Below are 15929 nucleotides of genomic sequence, written 5' to 3'. Positions count from 1 at the left end.
CAAGGAATGCTCAAACCAGGCGGGTTTGCCTTGCTGCACGACCCCTCCACATAACCGCGCGCTACACATAAATCCAGAATGACCAAGTCGAGACGCAGCAAGCTCGCGGCGATTCGTCCGGCGCGGCCCTGCGCCTTTTCCTGCTCCAATGCGTTGGCCAGATCTACGGTCGAGTAGAAGCGCACGCGCTTGGCGTGGTGCATGATGCCGGATACGCCGATGGCCGTCGCAAGATGACTTTTCCCGGACCCCGGCCCGCCGACCAGAACCAGGTTGTGCGCGCCCTCCGTGAATGTCATGCTGGCCAGTTGCATGACGAGCTGGCGATCGACCGGCGAGCCATCGAAGTCGAAGCCGGCGATATCGCGATGCACCGGGAACTGCGCGGCGTTCATCTGATGGCTGACCGAACGCACGGCCCGATCGGCACTCTCGGCCTGCAGCAACCGCTCAAGCAGCCACTGCGACGACGCCACTTCCACGTTATTCTGCTCAAGCAGTTCGGCCCAGCCGGCGGCCATGCCGTGCAGCCGCAACTGCTTGAGTTCGACGATCAGATCACGCATGACCGGCCTCCGGCTGTTGCAGCGCCGGGCGCAGCCCGTCGTAGCGCGATGTGTCGGCAAGCGGCGGGGTGCTCAGCTGTAGCGCTGTATCGATCGTAGGCGGCATCTGCACACTTCGCATGCGCGAGAGCAGATTCACCACGTGCTCGACGCTGACGCGTCCGGAGGGAGGTGCCTGTTCGAGTGCCAACGCGACCGCGATCAGCACAGCGTCCAGGCCGCTGTCCGGCACCAGCGCCAGGACCTTCGCCATCACGCGTTCGCCGCCCGTCTCGCGCAGCAGCGCCCGGCGCAGGCGTTGCAGCGGCTCGGGCATATCCAGGAACGGCGCACCGTTGCGCAGTGCGCCGGGCTTGCGCTGGATCAGTGGGATGTAATGCTGCCAGTCGTATCGCACCAGACCCTCGTCGGCTAGCCGTTCGTGTTCGGCCACCACGGCATCATCGCCCACCACAACGACACGCCCCGGATAGAGCCGCGTGCTAAGCATCTGGCCTGCAAATTCGCATGGTACCGAGTAGCGGTTGCGTCCGACTACCACCAGGCAGGTCGACGACACGCGGGCCGCGCGTTCAACGTAGCCGTCAAACGGTGTCGGCATCGGCATCAGATGGGCGCGCTCCTGCTCGAATACGTCGGCAACGCTCAGGTCGCGATAGTCAGGATGTTTCACCTGCTCCCACAACGACCGGCACCGGCTCCCGAGCCACGCATTCAAATCGGCGAAGCTGCCGAATCGCTGCTCGCGAGCTTCAATCCAGATACGTAGGCGGCTGTCCTGCACGTTCTTCTCGACGACGCCTTTCTCCCAGCCGCTGGCCACGTTACAGAAGTCCGCGTCAAACAGGTAGTGCGCGCACATCACCGCAAAGCGCGAGTTGACGGTGCGGCCCTTGCCTTTGTGGACCTTGTCGACCGCCGTCTTCATATTGTCATAGATGCCACGGCGGGCCACCCCGCCGAAGGCCGCGAACGAGCGTGTATGGGCGTCGAACAGCATCTCGTGACCTTGACTCGGATAGGCCACGAGCCAGAACGCCCGCGACGCGCACAGCTTCATGTGCGACACCTGCAGCTTACGGTAAATGCCGCCGATAACCAGTCCTTCCTCGGACCAGTCAAACTGAAACGCTTCGCCCAGCTCGAATTGCAACGGCACGAACGCCGACTTCGAAGCCGCCTTGCCTTCGCCTTGCCGCCAAGCCCGGATGAAATCGGTCACCCGCGAATAGCAACCGTCGTAGCCGCTTGCCTTGATCTCCTGGAACAGCATCCAGGCCGTGCGTCGCTCCTTCTTCGGCCGCCGTGCGTCCACGCAGAGTGCCTGCACCAGCGTCTCATGAAACGGTGCTAGTCCGGTCGGCTGCGAACGTCGCTGATACTTCGGCTCCTCCTGAACATCCATGTTCAGGTATTTGCTAATCGTGTTGCGCGACAGGCTTGTGAGACGCGCGATCTCGCGTACCGACTTGTTTTGGCGGTGGAACATCCGCCGCACCTTTCCAATCATTGTCATCGGGATCATCCCCAAACACCCTGCCTGAAAAACTAGCAGGATAGGTTGATTGCCCGGCTCATTTTTGAGTCGGCGCGATCCCTACAAGTGGCTCAATTTTCGGTCGGCGTAGACACCTTGCCCTTCGCCAGGCACTAGACTTCCGGCGCATGCAGCGCGTACAGCTTGTTCTTGTCCTTCTGCCTTTGCGTCAAGATTCGCTTGGTGCGGCCGATCAACTCGTGCAGTGCGCTGTGCCCAGTGTCGGCGACTGAATCGAGCTGACGCTCGACATCACGCATGACTCAGCCAACGCGAGAGCGCAACGTGCGCAGCGCTTTCCTCATTCGCTTGTATTGTTTGGCGTGCGCGTAGCGGCTGATTTGGCTGGCCAGGCGCGGGGCCTCGCGATTGTAGTTCTGCTGCAATTTCAATCCGTGCCGCGCCGCCGCCTTCACCAGATGTTCGCGACACCGCTCGAGCAAGCGTGAATCAGTGGGATGGGCGATCGCTTTTTGCATGACCGTCGTGTCGACGATCACTTGCTTCACGCTTGAGGCTTTGATCACTCCGGCACGCTTGGCGGCTTCGATCGTTTCGGCCAGTAACTCTTCGACGCCGGCTTCGCCCAGACGCTTACGCCAGCGCGTGAGACTCGACGGATTAATCGGCGCTTCGGTCTGCAAGTACGTCTCGCCAGTGAAAACCTGCCAATACGGATTCTCCACCCATTGCCAGACGACTTCCTCGTCGGACAGGTCGAACGCGTGCTGGAGGTACAGTAAGCCGGCGATTAGCCTTGGGGATGTGGCCGGTCTCCCTTTGCGCGATACGAAGCTCTCGCTCATCGACGCGCCCAATCGGTCCCAGTTGATCAGATCGGCCAAACCGACCAACGGATGCTTCAAATTGATCTGTTCACGCAGCGGTTGCCGGAAGAAATCTCCCTCCGTCACAGGCGCCTTCGGACCCATCCGCACCTCGTTAAAGAATGCAGGAATTACGCGTTGATATGCCTGCTTCCTGCAATTCCCTCAACTCCAGTCAGAGCGCGAAGCCTTGCACCATAAGGCTTCGAGGATTGTTCAGGGTCGACTAATTAACAAGAAAGCCACAGTCTACGCTAAAAGAACAGCGCTAACCCATTGATACAACAATGCGATATGTCTCTTATGGAAAACAACCGGTAGTTCGCGCAAGTTTATCGCGACTGCTCGCCGAAATCTAATCGGTTTTCGACCCGTCCCATGCGCGTGTCAATGCGATTTAGACGTACGGACTAATGAGCCATATCAGTGTGAACCCGGCTCAAGCGCTGTTCAATGGATAAAAGCCGCGGTTTCATCAGTTCGAGGTCTTCTCGTACAATAGAAAATTGCTGCTGAATCGATTTCACAACCTGATAGATGAGTTCGTTGGAAATCGCGTTGTCGGGCATGGAACGTCAACCTCTCTGATCGAGAGTGGCATAGAATTATAAAAGCAACGACATTAAATTTCTTGACGAACGCGACGGTCATCCCCAGGTCTGCACTTGAAAGAAAGTCCATGAGTTTGGAGGAAAAGGGTCTGGTTCAGATTTTCACTTCTTTTATACGCAGCCCCAGTTAGTCGGCGTTGGTAGAAATTGGTGTCTATGAATCACAACATTCAAATCAACAGCCCCATAGGCGAGCACGGTCTGTAGACGCCGTCGGGCTTGGACTTGCGCCGGTTCTTGGCATTAGCTGAAAGTGTCATTCCCGCCCGTCGCGCGTCTTGATCGCATAGGCTTCGGCCGCCCCGGCTCCGGTCAGACTGTAGGAGAAGTAGAACGAAGCGCCGCCTTCCACGTTCCTCGCTGACCTGCGGGCGAGCAGTCCGCGTTCACGGAGTTCGACGAGGTCGTCCGCAAGATGCCGCGCCCTTAACCGGCCGTATCGATAAGCACCCGGCATACGCGTGGCAGCGATGTAGTGCTCGATAAGTTCCGGGTTGATGGTATTAACCGCTTGCCCGTATCGGCCGGAATGAATGGCCAGCAGCAGCCAATCGAGTCTGTCGCGAAGCGACAGCTTGCCAAGGGTCGTCGCCATAGCAGCCCGACTACTGAAAAATCGCCGCCAGGCGGTCGATAATTTTATTTGCCCTTACCGATATATCGGCCTCTGTATTTCCCTCGCAAATGCCTTCTTCCCAGTACGTGGGTCGATTGAGTAAGCAATTGACGGAGTACGCCTTTTGCGATGTTTCCAAAATCGTCAGAACCGTCTCGATGTGACAAAGGTCTTTCCTTCCAAGCGCATTGACGTTCATATGAGTTTGATGACCGGCTAAGATTACTTGGTTACGCCTTTTGAAACAGCCATTTGTTCTCTAAGGTTCTGCAGAACGCGATCACGTTCGCGCTCGCGAATGTAGTGTTTTAATATTGCAGGGAGTGCAATCAATACGACGGCGCCAGCGACGATGCAGCCAATTAACGTTTCGCTCATGGCGACCTCCTGGGAGCCACGCGCGAATGATCATGGCTAATCAGCTTGTCATCTTAACTGATTATTTTATTTACCACATGAAATAATTAAAAAAATGCACAAACCTGCATGTTATAAGGGCTACTAGAATTTGAATCCAACCGTTCGTTTTAAAGCGACGTATTCCTGGTTTTCCAAGCGGAAAGCTGGCTGATCGGCCCGCTTGTTTGGCGGGAGGATTCCGCCGCCCCGCCGGCTTCTGCGGTGGGCACCGGCGGGGCGTTCGAGGCGAGGTGTTATTTGGCCTGGCCGGAGCCGAGATCCGCGCCAGTGAACGGATCGCTGGCCGGGTCGGATGCGGTCCGTGCGGCCATTGCCTGCAGGGTTTCGACGTCCTGTTGCGTCACCTGGACGGTCGCTGTGCCGTCGCCACCATCGACGGCCGGTTGCGGGTCGGCAACGAACTCCCAGTCGCCGCCTTCGTTCCGGGGCCGCGCATGTCGTCGCCCTTCGACATGTTGAAGTAGACGCTCGCGAATTCCGGCGTGCCCGGCAGCTTGCCTTGCGGAAAATTCGGCTGGATCGAATGCAGCGCCTTCTCGACCCCTTTTGATGGGCGATTTCACGGGTCATGAGGAAGCCAAGCGCGTCCTTGATGCCCGGATCGTCGGTCACGTTGATCAACCGCTCATAGACGATCTTTGTGCGCGCTTCCGCCGCGATGTTGGAGCGCAGATCGGCGGTCGGCTCGCCGATGGTGTCGATATAGGCTGCTGTCCACGGTACCCCGGCGGAGTTCGTCAGGGGAGCGCCGGCGCCGTAAAGGAGCGACGTAATGTGCGAGTCATTGCCGGCTCCGGTCAGACAACGATACCAACTCTGCTTCTTCCTGCACCGCCTCGGCCAGCTGGCCCTTCGCTCCTTTGTGCAGCATCGCGACAATGTTGCCGATCACTTCAAGGTGACTGAGTTCCTCGGTCGCAATATCGAACAGCATGTCCTTGCGGCCCGGATCGTCTTCGGTGACGGCTTGCGTGAAATAGCGCATCGCGGCGGCCAGCTCGCCCTGGGGACCGCCAAACTGCTTCAGCATCAGATTGGCGAGCCCGGGATTGGGGGCGGCCACGCGGACGGTGTATTGCAGGCGTTTGTTATGCACGAACATGGGGGACGAACGATTTTCTTGCGCTGCGCAGCGTGCTGACGCAAGACTGGTATCAAAATGAGAGGCCTTCGTTTTAGCAACGCTCGTTCCACTTTTGTGAGAGCTGCGGTGCGGGAATGAGGGATGCATTTAGCCGTTGACCTAGGTAAGGCTTTCGCCTGTTGCGCGGCTTCATCATGTATCCGGGATGCGAAAGCAATCCCTTAAATGCGCGATCTGGACGCGCAGGAGGACGGCGGTGGTGGACTGGGCCAGCCGCAAGATCCAAGCGCACCGCGTGGCGATCACGCTGGAGGCAATGCATGCCGTTGAAGCGCTGGAAGAAGCGTTCGCGCGCTATGGGCACCCCGACATCGTGAACACCGATCAGGGCAGCCAGTTCACGGCGGGAGTCTTCACCGAGGCGGTGTTGGGCCGAGGCATTCGGCTCTCGACGGACGGCAAAGGCGCCTGGCGCGACAACGTATTCGTCGAGCGAGTGTGGCGCAGCATCAAGTACGAAGAGATTTATTTGAGAGCCTACGAGTCGGTCAGCGACGCGCGATGCTCCATTGGCCAGTACATTGAGCTGTACAACCGCAAACGTCCTCATTCGAGCCTGGCGGATCAAACGCCCGATGACGCATACTTCGCGACGCTGCCAGCGATCAAATCGGCAGCATGATCGCCCTGGACGTTCCACTTAAGAATCTCGGGACCCTGTCCGAACAGGTGGCACCACCTTTCTCCGCTTCATTGGTGAGCTTGCCTAGGGGCCGGACGCGTCCGAACACCTGCATTCATACCCGCAACTAGCCTGCGCAATACGAGACGGAACGTATCGGGCGATGAGTTTGGCCGAGCAAGACCTGTCCGGGACGTTGTCTCAACCGTTAGCATGCCGAAATTTTCCAGCGCGTGCGGTGTTGAGGGCATTCCTGTCTCGTGTCATTCATGTCTCGACCGGCACGACGCCAGGGCGACGATGCTCGTGGCGCCTTTTGACCCGCCGTGACAGGCGTCCTCTCGGACATTACAGCAATAATCACGCGCCCCTCGTACCGCGCGCGCATAATGAGCTATGTGCATGCTCAAGGAAGTTTGATGAACGAGAATGAAAAAGGTGCCGTGCACCGTGGGCTTCGAGGCTTTGCGCACTTGATCGAAGAAATGGGCGCTCATCGCTCGAAGCAAAAACACGATACGGTGCGGACGCTCCGATCCGTCGCCCGTGTCAAAGGTTGTCGTGAGCGGAGCAAAGTAATAACTACGCTACCACCAAGCGCCTAGGCAATGACCAGCCTCAGGGGCCTGTGATGTTTCGCAACTACCGCGGCATCGAGCGTGTTCTGTTCCAGCGAGCGACGGCGAGAAGCATTAGGCGCCATTCTAATGTTCGTGTGGGACACGATCGACGTGGACTTGAGTGTCGCAGTCGCATTCGCAGCCCTGGCGTTTGCCCCCTATTGTCCCAATGCCATCCATCTGCTTGGCTTTGTGGAATGCCACCGAAACAAGCGAGACCAAAGCTGCGGACGGGCATTGGTAGGTGCCTCGCATCATGGTTTAACTTGGCATTGCTGAGAGGCCTGCCGTCGCCTGGCTCTCAGCGTGTCGGAGTGTGACGCCCGCGCGGCAACACTGAAAGGTGCATCGATGATAGTGATGACGGTGATTGTGTTGGTCCTTGGTGCATGGCTCATCTTGTATCTCGCTAACGAGAACCACAACGACAGCATTCGGCGGGAAACATGGGAACGCGAACTTAGAGATTCGCATGAAGATCGCTAGAAGACGCCTAAACGGCCTAAAGTGTTGAGCGGTCAACTCGTTAACCGCCCGAGGTACAACTATCATGCTGTTCGGCAGGACGATTGCCGCGACGGCACGTGCGTCGGCGTTACGGCATGAAGCTGCAACGGCTCACGGCCGGCTTCCGCATGTCAAGAGCGGATTGATAATCGCTTCGTCATTAGGGCGCAATTACCCCGCCACCGTTCCGCTGAGAACCGGCCCGAAAAGCGTTGACAAGGCCACGCCGGCACTATATTGTGAACAACGAAATATTCAAGAAGCTCGATTGCTGATCACCATTACTCGCGTCGTCGGCGCGGTACTCGCTGTCCTCTCTTCTTCCTTGAAGTTTTTATCGCTCCGCTCGCGAGCTCTTATTTTTTCAAGGAATTCTCATGGATACCGGTACAGTTAAGTGGTTCAACGATAGCAAGGGCTTTGGTTTCATCACCCCTGATGCTGGTGGGGACGATCTCTTTGCTCACTTCTCGGAAGTTCAAGGCGACGGCTTCAAGACGCTCGCAGAAAATCAGAAAGTAAGCTACGAGACAAAGCGCGGCCCGAAAGGCATGCAAGCCGCGAATATCTCGCCGCTGTAACGCAGTTCAAGGGCCGGTGTACCGGCCCTTTTGCTGTCGGTAACGTCGACACCCGCGCGGCGCGACGGGCCGCGATCACATCGGCGCGGTCTAACGGCACATCTCTGTCCGATGCGTCAGACCATATAGTCAGCTCGTCCTGCCAGTCATCTCTTCCCGGAAATCGGGGTCGACTACCGGTGATGGGATTGCCGGATCTAGCTGTTAGCCGGCAAGGTGACGCGCAGGGCTACGGCGGTCTACTATAAGTCGATATACGCGACCGTTTCAGCGGCTGAACGGAGCCGGCGAGAACCCACATGTCATCGCTAGCGGTCAAGGAAGCGTGGCTATGAGCGGGTCCGCGGCAGTCTGCGACCTCATCAACGATTGCCTTTCGGCCTTCGCAACGGAGTAAAGCAGAGCGACTCCTGCAAAGCGGGCAATATCGTCGCGTTGAAAAATTCTGTACTCCTGGCGACTGCATGATCGGTATATCCGCCGTTGCAACGCGCTGGATGATCCCCAACCTATCGCAGGCACACGCCCTGGAGGGCAATTGTATCCTCTACTGGAGTTTCTTTCGACACTTCCGCAGTTCCACGCAGATCGTGCTCGGAGCGAAGTGGTCCACATTGGCATCGGGTGCACTTTGTCGCGTAGGGACAGCTGCGGGCCCGAGGTCGATTCAGTACTTCTCGCTCGGTGGCCGGGGCAACCGCTAGGCGATGCCTGCACCATTGACGGACTCGATGCTGTGAACTTCTATATGCGTGAAGCGCGTAGCATGGGCGCCGAGATCGGCCTGCTGAACCGAGCGATCGGTGCACTCGATCGATCGATGGGCGGCGAGACGCTTTTTTCGAAATCGATCTACGTTTCGCCGGCGCGTGCGACCCAGGACGGCAGTTGACGGCCGGCGAAATCGACGTCATGTGCGTCGCTCGGGCTCGCGCCCCGTGGCAGTCGCCACGACCTGACTGCATCCGTGATAGGCCGTGCAGCAGATCCTGTAACGAAGGCGTGTGAGAAGTGCGCGCGGACAGTCCAGTATATTTCAAGCAACTCGCGGCTATGCTTGTCGAGTGGGGACCCACCCTGGGGATTGACATGGCGACAGAAGAAAACGTACTTGCTACCTTTGAGCAGTTCAACGTTGAGGGAAGAGACTACGTCACGTTGAATGACGCGTGCAACGGACTGGCGCAGTGGCTGGCGTCGGCCTGGGATCGTCTAGAGGAAGGCGACGCCCAAATTTTGGTGGCCGTCGGTGCCACGTTGTGGCGAGAGGGCTATTCCCAGAGGTAGTTTCCGTCGTTGTTTGGCAGTTGCCGACGTCGGCTGGCGGCGCCGCTTAAAAAAGGAAGGAGGCTCGGGCTGCCGCATGCCATCTCGACGGGGCGCACGTCCGTTTCACCTCCGTCAGCATTCAGACAGGGTGAGTTCCGTCAACGAGTGGAGAACGTAGTACAACATTCACTGTGCCCGAAGCTCATAAGGAAATCGATCGAGGTTGGCGGATAGCCGGGCGGTTCGGGATCTTTCAGACGAGCGTGGTCGTCGATTAACGACAGCATTTTGCCAAGCGGAATCGCGTAGATCGTATCCTTGTCGATCGCAACCGATTCGGTGATGTGCCCAATTGATAAGCAGGCAATTTGCCGAGTACGTCGGGCGCCTGGCATGGTTTGATCCGGTGACAGCTGAAGGACCACCACGAATGCAAGCCCTGGCGCGCGGATGCCGACATGGCGAAATCGTGCCCATTCCGCAAGCACCTGACGGCGCTATCTCGGCCCTCCTGCAGCTTTTCGAAGCGGCGCCGCCTCGGAAGGCCGGTGAGTTTTTTCGTCCGTCGTCATGGCGAGCCGAACCGCTCGAGCAGCTTTTGTTGGAAGGTAGCTACCGGCGCCGGAAGAAACGATTGCCTCAATGTTCCGTGAGCGTCATCAGAATGTCCGCGTACCATGCGCTGTTGAGGCCGAGCGTCTCGTCGACCTGGAGGTCGCGATCGCCCATGTCAATGGTGGATGAGTGAACGCCAAGAAGCGTCCATGGCAATCTCTCACCCGTCGCCGACTGTTCCCTCAACGGCTTGCTCATCACCACAGGTGCGCCGCTTGTCCCTCGATGCGTTCGCGCATCCGTAATGAAGCATCCCTTACCCTGAAAGCGGAGACCGAAAGCCGATGCAACGACGCCTTGTCTCACGACGGGCAGATGGTGGAGCGAGTCGTGAAAGCCGAGCGGGAACCCTACAATGAGAACCGAGGCGCCTATCGGCATGACATCCCCAGACTTCGGCAGATGTTCAGGCGTGAAAGCTTCGAAGACGGCACTTGATGGCAGCCTTGCTTTGTGCATTTCCAGCACCGCGACATCGATCGAGCCGCCGTCGTCCGAGCCTTCACGCCACATTGCGAGGCCTTCCGAAAACAATGGCATCGAAAACCACGTCGACGCGCCTAGGTTATTTAGATCGACGTGAAGCTCGATTTCGAGGCGATCGGGAAAGTGCTTGCTAGGTTCGTCGTTGACTACATGACGGCTTGTGACGAGAAAGAGGCGCTGGTCACGGGCAAAGAAGAAGCCGCTTGCATTGGTGAGATGCTGTGCGCTGGCGAAGGTTCTCACACGGGCCGCCGTGAGAAGCAAGTTATCCGCAGTCGGTCGATGCAGTGCGGGAACTACCGGTACAGTTGAGCCGGCGCTTACGAGCGGCAAGACAAGTCGGCTGATCAGTCGAAGCAGCGCATCTTGCTGCGGCGTTGCGTCGTCGGCGGAAAGAAAGGCCGAGAGGGACAAATCTGATGAGCGCCCCCCTGAAGCGGTGCTGGGAACGTGCCGAACGACGAGATGATCGTCGGCTGCGGCAACCAACAGCCACCTATCGCCATTCGGGCTTACGTACAGTTCGACAAGGTTAGCGTTCATTGAGAGGTCTATGCAACGTATGAAGCTCCGAGGGCGAGATCGTCGAGATAATTGGATGCATGACCAATAGGATTGAGCGGCGACGGTAAAGCCCATGCAAAGCCGGCTTGTCGATCCTCGTGCTGCGCATCGAGAAGCGTATCGACTGCCGCTTGCCCGGCGCTCTCTGCAATGCGATAAGCTCAGCGACGAGTAAACGGACCGTTATGAATCTGGATGCTGCGGCCGGCGCGACCAAGCACGCCAAGATTGGAGCCGCCTTTGATTTGAAACGTCACGTCATACGGATCTTCGGCTGACATCGCCAGGCTGACGTGGATCTCGAAGCCGCGGAATGGAATGATGCGGTACATAGGCGCTCCATTGGTAGAGACAGGCGTCTCTTCGGACTTACGGAGAATGCTTAAGTATAGCCCGTCAATTGCTAGCAGAGCGCGCTTCCTTCTGACATCAGCCCAGGTTGCGCCTTTCAAAGTTAGCTGTACAAAGTCTCCGAAGCGGGTAGCATGGGACGTGCCGACTGGACAGCGATGCCACTTTGGCTTCCAGCAGTGCTTCGACTATCTTACCGAAGTCCGTCACTCGGGACCGTGCAACGCGGTCGATCTGTCAGTACTACCGAAACTACTTCTCACACAGTCATATTTTGGCGCCTGAACGGCGCGAGGGCTCACTCATGGCAGTCAATTTTCGCTTATATCGGGGGCTGGAAATCTATCCGCTCGTTTTTCCACGCCAACCGACCTTGTGCGGTCACGGTCACAACTATGAGGACGGTTTCGATGCCGCCGTGCGCATCAAAGAGCCGGAAGCGGAAACCGGTCAGTCGCGCAGTTGCGTGTTCAGGCTGCCCGCACAAAGCGGGTATCAGAGCTCGGGCGATGCACGGCGCGCCTGCACGGCGTATGCAGAGGAAGTGATCGACACTTGCCCAAGAAGCCGCGCGTTCTTCGGCAAGCAGACGAACCATCGCGTGCGGGAAGCAGCGACCCAGCAGAATGCAACGGCCCAAGCGCGCCCGCCTTTCGAACCGGTCGATAGAACAGTTGAAGATCATGCAAACGAGTCCGACGAGCTTTCGCATTGACCCGACGCCCCGAAGGGCAGACGGCGAGTACATGGCGCACGCACGCATCAGCGGTCACGCCGCGGATGGCAGCCCGACCGACGTGTTTATTAGCGGTGACCTCGGGGGCTTCGACCTTCGCGCAGATGCCGTCGAATTTGCGACCAAGTGGGCGCAAGAGTGGCTTGCAACACGCTTCAGATGATGCGAGCGGCCCGCGCCCCGCTTATGGCACACTGCGCCGTGCCGTCGGTCTGCACTGGTTGCCGGCCGTTCCTCGACGGCTTCGAGGTCCTTCAACAAATGCGCTAACGCACCGGTATAGGACTAGAAGCATTCACGAAATCGGTCGTTGCGGTCCTGAAGGTTCCGGTACGTACATATTTGATTACCCGTGGTGGCGCATGCATGAGAACCTATCCCAACGGTTGCGTAGACCGTCCGATGCTGACTCATGTTAGTCTCCGAAGACGAAAGGGAGGCTTTCATGCACCGAACGATCGCATACCGCGGCTTCGAGATTCAGATCGAACTGACTTCGGCTGCCGACGAGAACACCTTTGATGTGACCTTTCAGATAAGGGGCGCCACGAACCTCGAAGTGCTCGGTGCGCGGGGAGGCCGCATCCCGTTGCGCAACGGACCTTTTACTGAGCGTTGGGCCTATCTGGTGGCCGAAATTGCCGGCCAAGCAGCAATCGACGTGTTACTCGGTCCCGCCGATTGACTGCATGTCTGTTTCCCGACCCACTACACTCAGTAAGTGTTTATGGACGGCGCCTAGCCGGTTTCGGGGGTAAGGTCAGGTTGACGATCACCCGCGTACGGAAATGAACATCGGTCGGCCCCGATTTTGAACCGGCAAGAAAGCGCCCTTTCAAGATTCCGCTCAGCAACGACAGTAGGCAACTATCTTTTGCCGAGAGCATGAGCCCGGTAGTGGGAAGCATCCCTTGTTGCCTTGTGCCGCATTGCATCTCCGAATACCAGGCCCAACGGCACCTGCAATCAGCGAACTACGGAGGATCCGGGATCCATGAGACTTCGCGTCGGATACGAACTGTGGTACGAGTGCCTGCAGCCCACGCCGATGATGCTGATGCTGAACACGCATTTTTCGCACGCCAAAGATGTCGTTGTGGCGGATGTCCTCGTCACCGATCCGCCGCTGCCGATAAGGCAATATCGCGATTTGTTCGGCAACCTATGCAGTCGGATCGTGGCACCTGTCGGACGTGTGGCATTGAGCACCACAGCGCTGCTGAATGTGTCAGATTCCATGGAGACGCGGCCCATCGAGGGGTGGGCGCATCCGGTCGAGCAGTTGCCCGACGATACGCTGACTTTTCTATTGGGCAGCCGCTATTGCGAGACCGATCTACTGGTCGAGATCGCGTGGCAAATTTTCGGCCAGTGCACGCCGGGTCGCGACACTGTTCTGGCAATCTGCGACTACGTGCACCAACACATCGAATTTGATTATGGGCATGCGCGACCGACTAAAACTGCGTGGGACGTGTACCGCGAACGCAAGGGCGTCTGCCGTGATTTCGCCCACCTGGGCGTCACCCTATGCCGGGCGATGAATATTCCGGCGCGCTATTGTACGGGCTATATCAGCGATGTCGGCTTGCCGCCCGTTACCGCGCCGATGGATTTTGCGGGATGGTTTGAAGCTTACGTGGGCGGTAGCTGGCAGACGTTCGATCCGCGAAACAACGCGCCGCGTATTGGACGTGTTTTGATGGCATACGGGCGCGATGCCGCCGATGTCGCAATCAGCAATGCATTCGGGGCCGCCGTGCTAACGCACTTCAAGGTGCACTGCGACCAGGAATGACCGGGCCACGCCCCTACGACACTAAGCCGGCGCGGTAATATACGGATAAGATGCGTCGCGCTGCAATGTGCAGTTTGAAGCGAACGGTCTGTTGCGCGGAGCTGAGCGTTGTGGCGCGACGCGTGAGACTGTCCAAAGCATTGAGGTCTTTCCAGCGGCCGCTTTGGAGAAGGCTGAGTGCCCGTTGCGGGTCGGAAATCCGGCTCACTGACTGCAATCTGCTGACCGGCCGATCTGGGTCGGGAGAACGAAACCGCTCGCGCGGTAGGGGCTGCGGTTCGACTTGGCGGGTATTGAGAGGTGGATGGTGAGATTCCGTATGTTGAAGGTCGGGGCAATCCGCCCCGTTCTTCAACGGAGCCGCATCATGACCTCCATTCAACCGGGCGTCAGTCCTCTGCGTCAGCGTATGACAGATGACATGCGCATGCGCCAGCTTTCTCCGAAGACTCAGGCGAACTATCTGCGCATCGTGCGTGAATTCGCTCGTTATCTTAAACGCTCGCCCGACACTGCGACGGTCGAAGACCTGCGAAACTACCAGTTGTATCTGGTCGATCGCGGAACATCGCCTATCTCTCTCAATGCCGCGATCACCGGCCTGAAGTTCTTCTTCGAGATCACGCTTCAGAAGCCGGAATTGATGGCTCGGATGCAGCCGGTGCGCGTGCCGCGCGTACTGCCGGTTATCCTCAGCCCGGACGAGGTCCGGCGACTGATTGCGGCAACAGGTAATTCAAAGCATCAGACAGCGTTGTCGCTCGCCTACGGCACCGGGTTGCGGGCCGGCGAAGTGGTCGCGCTCAAAGTGGGCGACATCGATAGCCAGCGCATGACGCTGCGCGTCGAACAGGGCAAGGGCCGTAAGGATCGCTATGCGATGCTCTCACCGGTGCTGCTCGAGCGCTTGCGGGTCTGGTGGCGCGTGGCCCGTTCGCAGGGCAAGATGCCGGATGGCGGCTGGTTATTTCCGGGGCTCGATCCTGTCGACCCGCTGACTCCGCGGCAACTCAATCGCGCGATTCGCGCTGCGGCCGAAGCCGCGCAAATCGACAAGCGCGTATCGATGCATACGCTGCGCCACTATCTTCCCTTCCGAACTATGTCTTGAAGTCCCGCGATCTTGGTATTTTTCAGGGCAAGTCGACGATACTGGGTAGAGATAGTCTGATCTCCTTCCTGCCGCCCCCCGACCTCGGGGAAGGAGCTCATCGTGAAGTGTGTCATCCATGATCAGGCTGTTCTCTCTCGCCCGCCTGAGGGCCCGCTTGCGGCCCATATCGCCTCATTCGCGAGATCATTAAGTGAGCAGGGATACGGTGCAAATTCCCTGCATATGCAAGTGCGGATCGCTGCAGACTTTAGTCGATGGCTTGAGCAGTCAGGCATCGGGATTCGGAGCATCTGTAATGACCATGCCAGGTCCTATTTGGGATATCGCGCTCAAATGGTTCGGCCTCGCAGGGGGGATGGCGCTGCGCTCGGACACCTGATCGACTTTCTGCGGCGCGAGCAGGTAATTTGCGGTGAGAAGATATCCATTCATCGAATGTCGTCGACCGAGCGCTGCATGCAAGCGTACGTTGAATACCTACGGGAAGCGCGAGGCCTGACCGAGGCGACAGTTATCAACTACGCTCCGTTCGTTCGCAGCTTTTTGGAGGACTGCTTCGGTAACGGGCGCATTGCAATTTCACGTCTGTGCGCCGGCGATGTCTTGAGATTTGTGCGACTCCACGCACCACGTTTGCACCCAAAGAGCGCGAAGATCATGACCTCTGCACTGCGGTCCTTTCTGCGCTACGCGTCATTTCGGGGCGACGTCGCGCTCGATCTTGCCGCGTCCGTTCCGGTTGTGCCGAACTGGTCAATGCCAGCAATTCCCCGGGCAATTACGCCGGATCAGACTCGACAGTTGCTGGCAAGCATCGATCGGCGCAGCGCGGTTGGTCGTCGCGACTATGCCATCTTGCTACTTCTTGGTAAGCGATCCGCGAACGACGCCCCTCAGAGTAAGGTGGTAGAGCGCGTGATGTGTGATAGCGAAGTGGGTCAGCGG

At 58.2% G+C, this 15929-nt stretch carries 16 protein-coding genes and 3 pseudogenes; 10 read left to right on the top strand and 9 right to left on the bottom strand.

Features of this window, described 5'->3' with window-relative positions; all coding sequences use genetic code 11:
• The 6 genes and pseudogenes from AWB72_RS27985 to AWB72_RS27960 all read right to left on the bottom strand — a co-directional run.
• The coding region (locus tag AWB72_RS27985) for an ATP-binding protein (protein ID WP_244285788.1) at window positions 1-566 on the bottom strand (566 nt) is incomplete at its 3' end.
• Complete coding sequence (gene istA / locus AWB72_RS27980; RefSeq protein WP_087129150.1) at window positions 559-2082, bottom strand: IS21 family transposase; 1524 nt, start codon at window positions 2080-2082, stop codon at window positions 559-561. The genes istA and AWB72_RS27985, both read right to left, overlap by 8 nt.
• A 137-nt stretch (window positions 2083-2219) precedes the next feature.
• Window positions 2220-3035 (bottom strand): annotated as a pseudogene (locus AWB72_RS27975) (IS5 family transposase); the annotation flags it as partial.
• Window positions 3036-3797: 762 nt separating this feature from the next.
• The gene (locus AWB72_RS27970) at window positions 3798-4136 is read right to left on the bottom strand and encodes a hypothetical protein (RefSeq protein ID WP_087129147.1); all 339 of its coding nucleotides are present in this window, start codon (window positions 4134-4136) and stop codon (window positions 3798-3800) included.
• A 243-nt stretch (window positions 4137-4379) separates the two neighbouring features.
• Complete coding sequence (locus tag AWB72_RS29030; RefSeq protein ID WP_159459419.1) at window positions 4380-4535, bottom strand: hypothetical protein; 156 nt, start codon at window positions 4533-4535, stop codon at window positions 4380-4382.
• 275 nt (window positions 4536-4810) lie between these two features.
• Window positions 4811-5679, bottom strand: a pseudogene (locus tag AWB72_RS27960) (manganese catalase family protein).
• A gap of 235 nt (window positions 5680-5914) precedes the next feature.
• On the opposite strand from AWB72_RS27960, the pseudogene AWB72_RS27955 reads away from it, so the two are divergent.
• From AWB72_RS27955 to AWB72_RS27945, 4 genes and pseudogenes are all read left to right on the top strand, one after another.
• A pseudogene (locus AWB72_RS27955) lies at window positions 5915-6343 on the top strand (transposase); the annotation flags it as partial.
• Window positions 6344-7847: 1504 nt separating this feature from the next.
• Window positions 7848-8051, top strand: coding sequence for a cold-shock protein (locus AWB72_RS27950; RefSeq protein ID WP_008345092.1), 204 nt, complete (start codon window positions 7848-7850; stop codon window positions 8049-8051).
• Between the two features lie 766 nt (window positions 8052-8817).
• Window positions 8818-8943, top strand: a complete 126-nt coding sequence (locus AWB72_RS29735) for a hypothetical protein (protein ID WP_280174614.1) — start codon at window positions 8818-8820, stop codon at window positions 8941-8943.
• Window positions 8944-9140: 197 nt separating this feature from the next.
• Window positions 9141-9338, top strand: a complete 198-nt coding sequence (locus tag AWB72_RS27945; RefSeq protein ID WP_033537232.1) for a hypothetical protein — start codon at window positions 9141-9143, stop codon at window positions 9336-9338.
• Window positions 9339-9478: 140 nt separating this feature from the next.
• Here the strand turns inward: AWB72_RS27945 and AWB72_RS28770 are convergent, their stop codons facing one another.
• From AWB72_RS28770 to AWB72_RS29025, 3 genes are all read right to left on the bottom strand, one after another.
• Window positions 9479-9715: a hypothetical protein gene (locus tag AWB72_RS28770; RefSeq protein ID WP_143754718.1), complete on the bottom strand. Its 237-nt coding sequence runs from the start codon at window positions 9713-9715 to the stop codon at window positions 9479-9481.
• Between the two features lie 244 nt (window positions 9716-9959).
• Window positions 9960-10964: a trypsin-like peptidase domain-containing protein gene (locus AWB72_RS27940; RefSeq protein WP_342066392.1), complete on the bottom strand. Its 1005-nt coding sequence runs from the start codon at window positions 10962-10964 to the stop codon at window positions 9960-9962.
• A gap of 182 nt (window positions 10965-11146) precedes the next feature.
• Window positions 11147-11317: a hypothetical protein gene (locus tag AWB72_RS29025; protein WP_159459417.1), complete on the bottom strand. Its 171-nt coding sequence runs from the start codon at window positions 11315-11317 to the stop codon at window positions 11147-11149.
• A gap of 323 nt (window positions 11318-11640) precedes the next feature.
• Between AWB72_RS29025 and AWB72_RS27935 the strand changes: the two genes are divergently transcribed.
• The 6 genes from AWB72_RS27935 to AWB72_RS27910 form a co-directional block, all read left to right on the top strand.
• The gene (locus tag AWB72_RS27935; protein WP_008345082.1) at window positions 11641-12051 is read left to right on the top strand and encodes a hypothetical protein; all 411 of its coding nucleotides are present in this window, start codon (window positions 11641-11643) and stop codon (window positions 12049-12051) included.
• Window positions 12020-12235 (top strand): hypothetical protein, encoded by a 216-nt coding sequence (locus AWB72_RS29600; RefSeq protein ID WP_035970473.1) that lies wholly within the window; start codon window positions 12020-12022, stop codon window positions 12233-12235. The genes AWB72_RS27935 and AWB72_RS29600 overlap by 32 nt, the downstream gene beginning before the upstream one ends.
• Window positions 12236-12517: 282 nt before the next feature.
• Window positions 12518-12757, top strand: a complete 240-nt coding sequence (locus AWB72_RS27925) for a hypothetical protein (RefSeq protein WP_014253392.1) — start codon at window positions 12518-12520, stop codon at window positions 12755-12757.
• A 309-nt stretch (window positions 12758-13066) separates the two neighbouring features.
• Window positions 13067-13870, top strand: a complete 804-nt coding sequence (locus AWB72_RS27920; protein ID WP_008345076.1) for a transglutaminase-like domain-containing protein — start codon at window positions 13067-13069, stop codon at window positions 13868-13870.
• Between the two features lie 367 nt (window positions 13871-14237).
• A complete protein-coding gene (locus AWB72_RS27915) occupies window positions 14238-14981 on the top strand; it encodes a tyrosine-type recombinase/integrase (RefSeq protein WP_096030997.1) in 744 nt (247 codons plus the stop codon).
• Window positions 14982-15083: 102 nt separating this feature from the next.
• On the top strand, window positions 15084-15929 hold an 846-nt coding region (locus AWB72_RS27910), incomplete at its 3' end, for a tyrosine-type recombinase/integrase (protein ID WP_159459416.1).

The organism is Caballeronia concitans (assembly GCF_001544615.1).
Taxonomy (GTDB): domain Bacteria; phylum Pseudomonadota; class Gammaproteobacteria; order Burkholderiales; family Burkholderiaceae; genus Caballeronia; species Caballeronia concitans.
The sequence above is the reverse complement of the archived record's forward strand: the minus strand, read 5'-3'. Positions and strand labels throughout refer to the sequence as shown.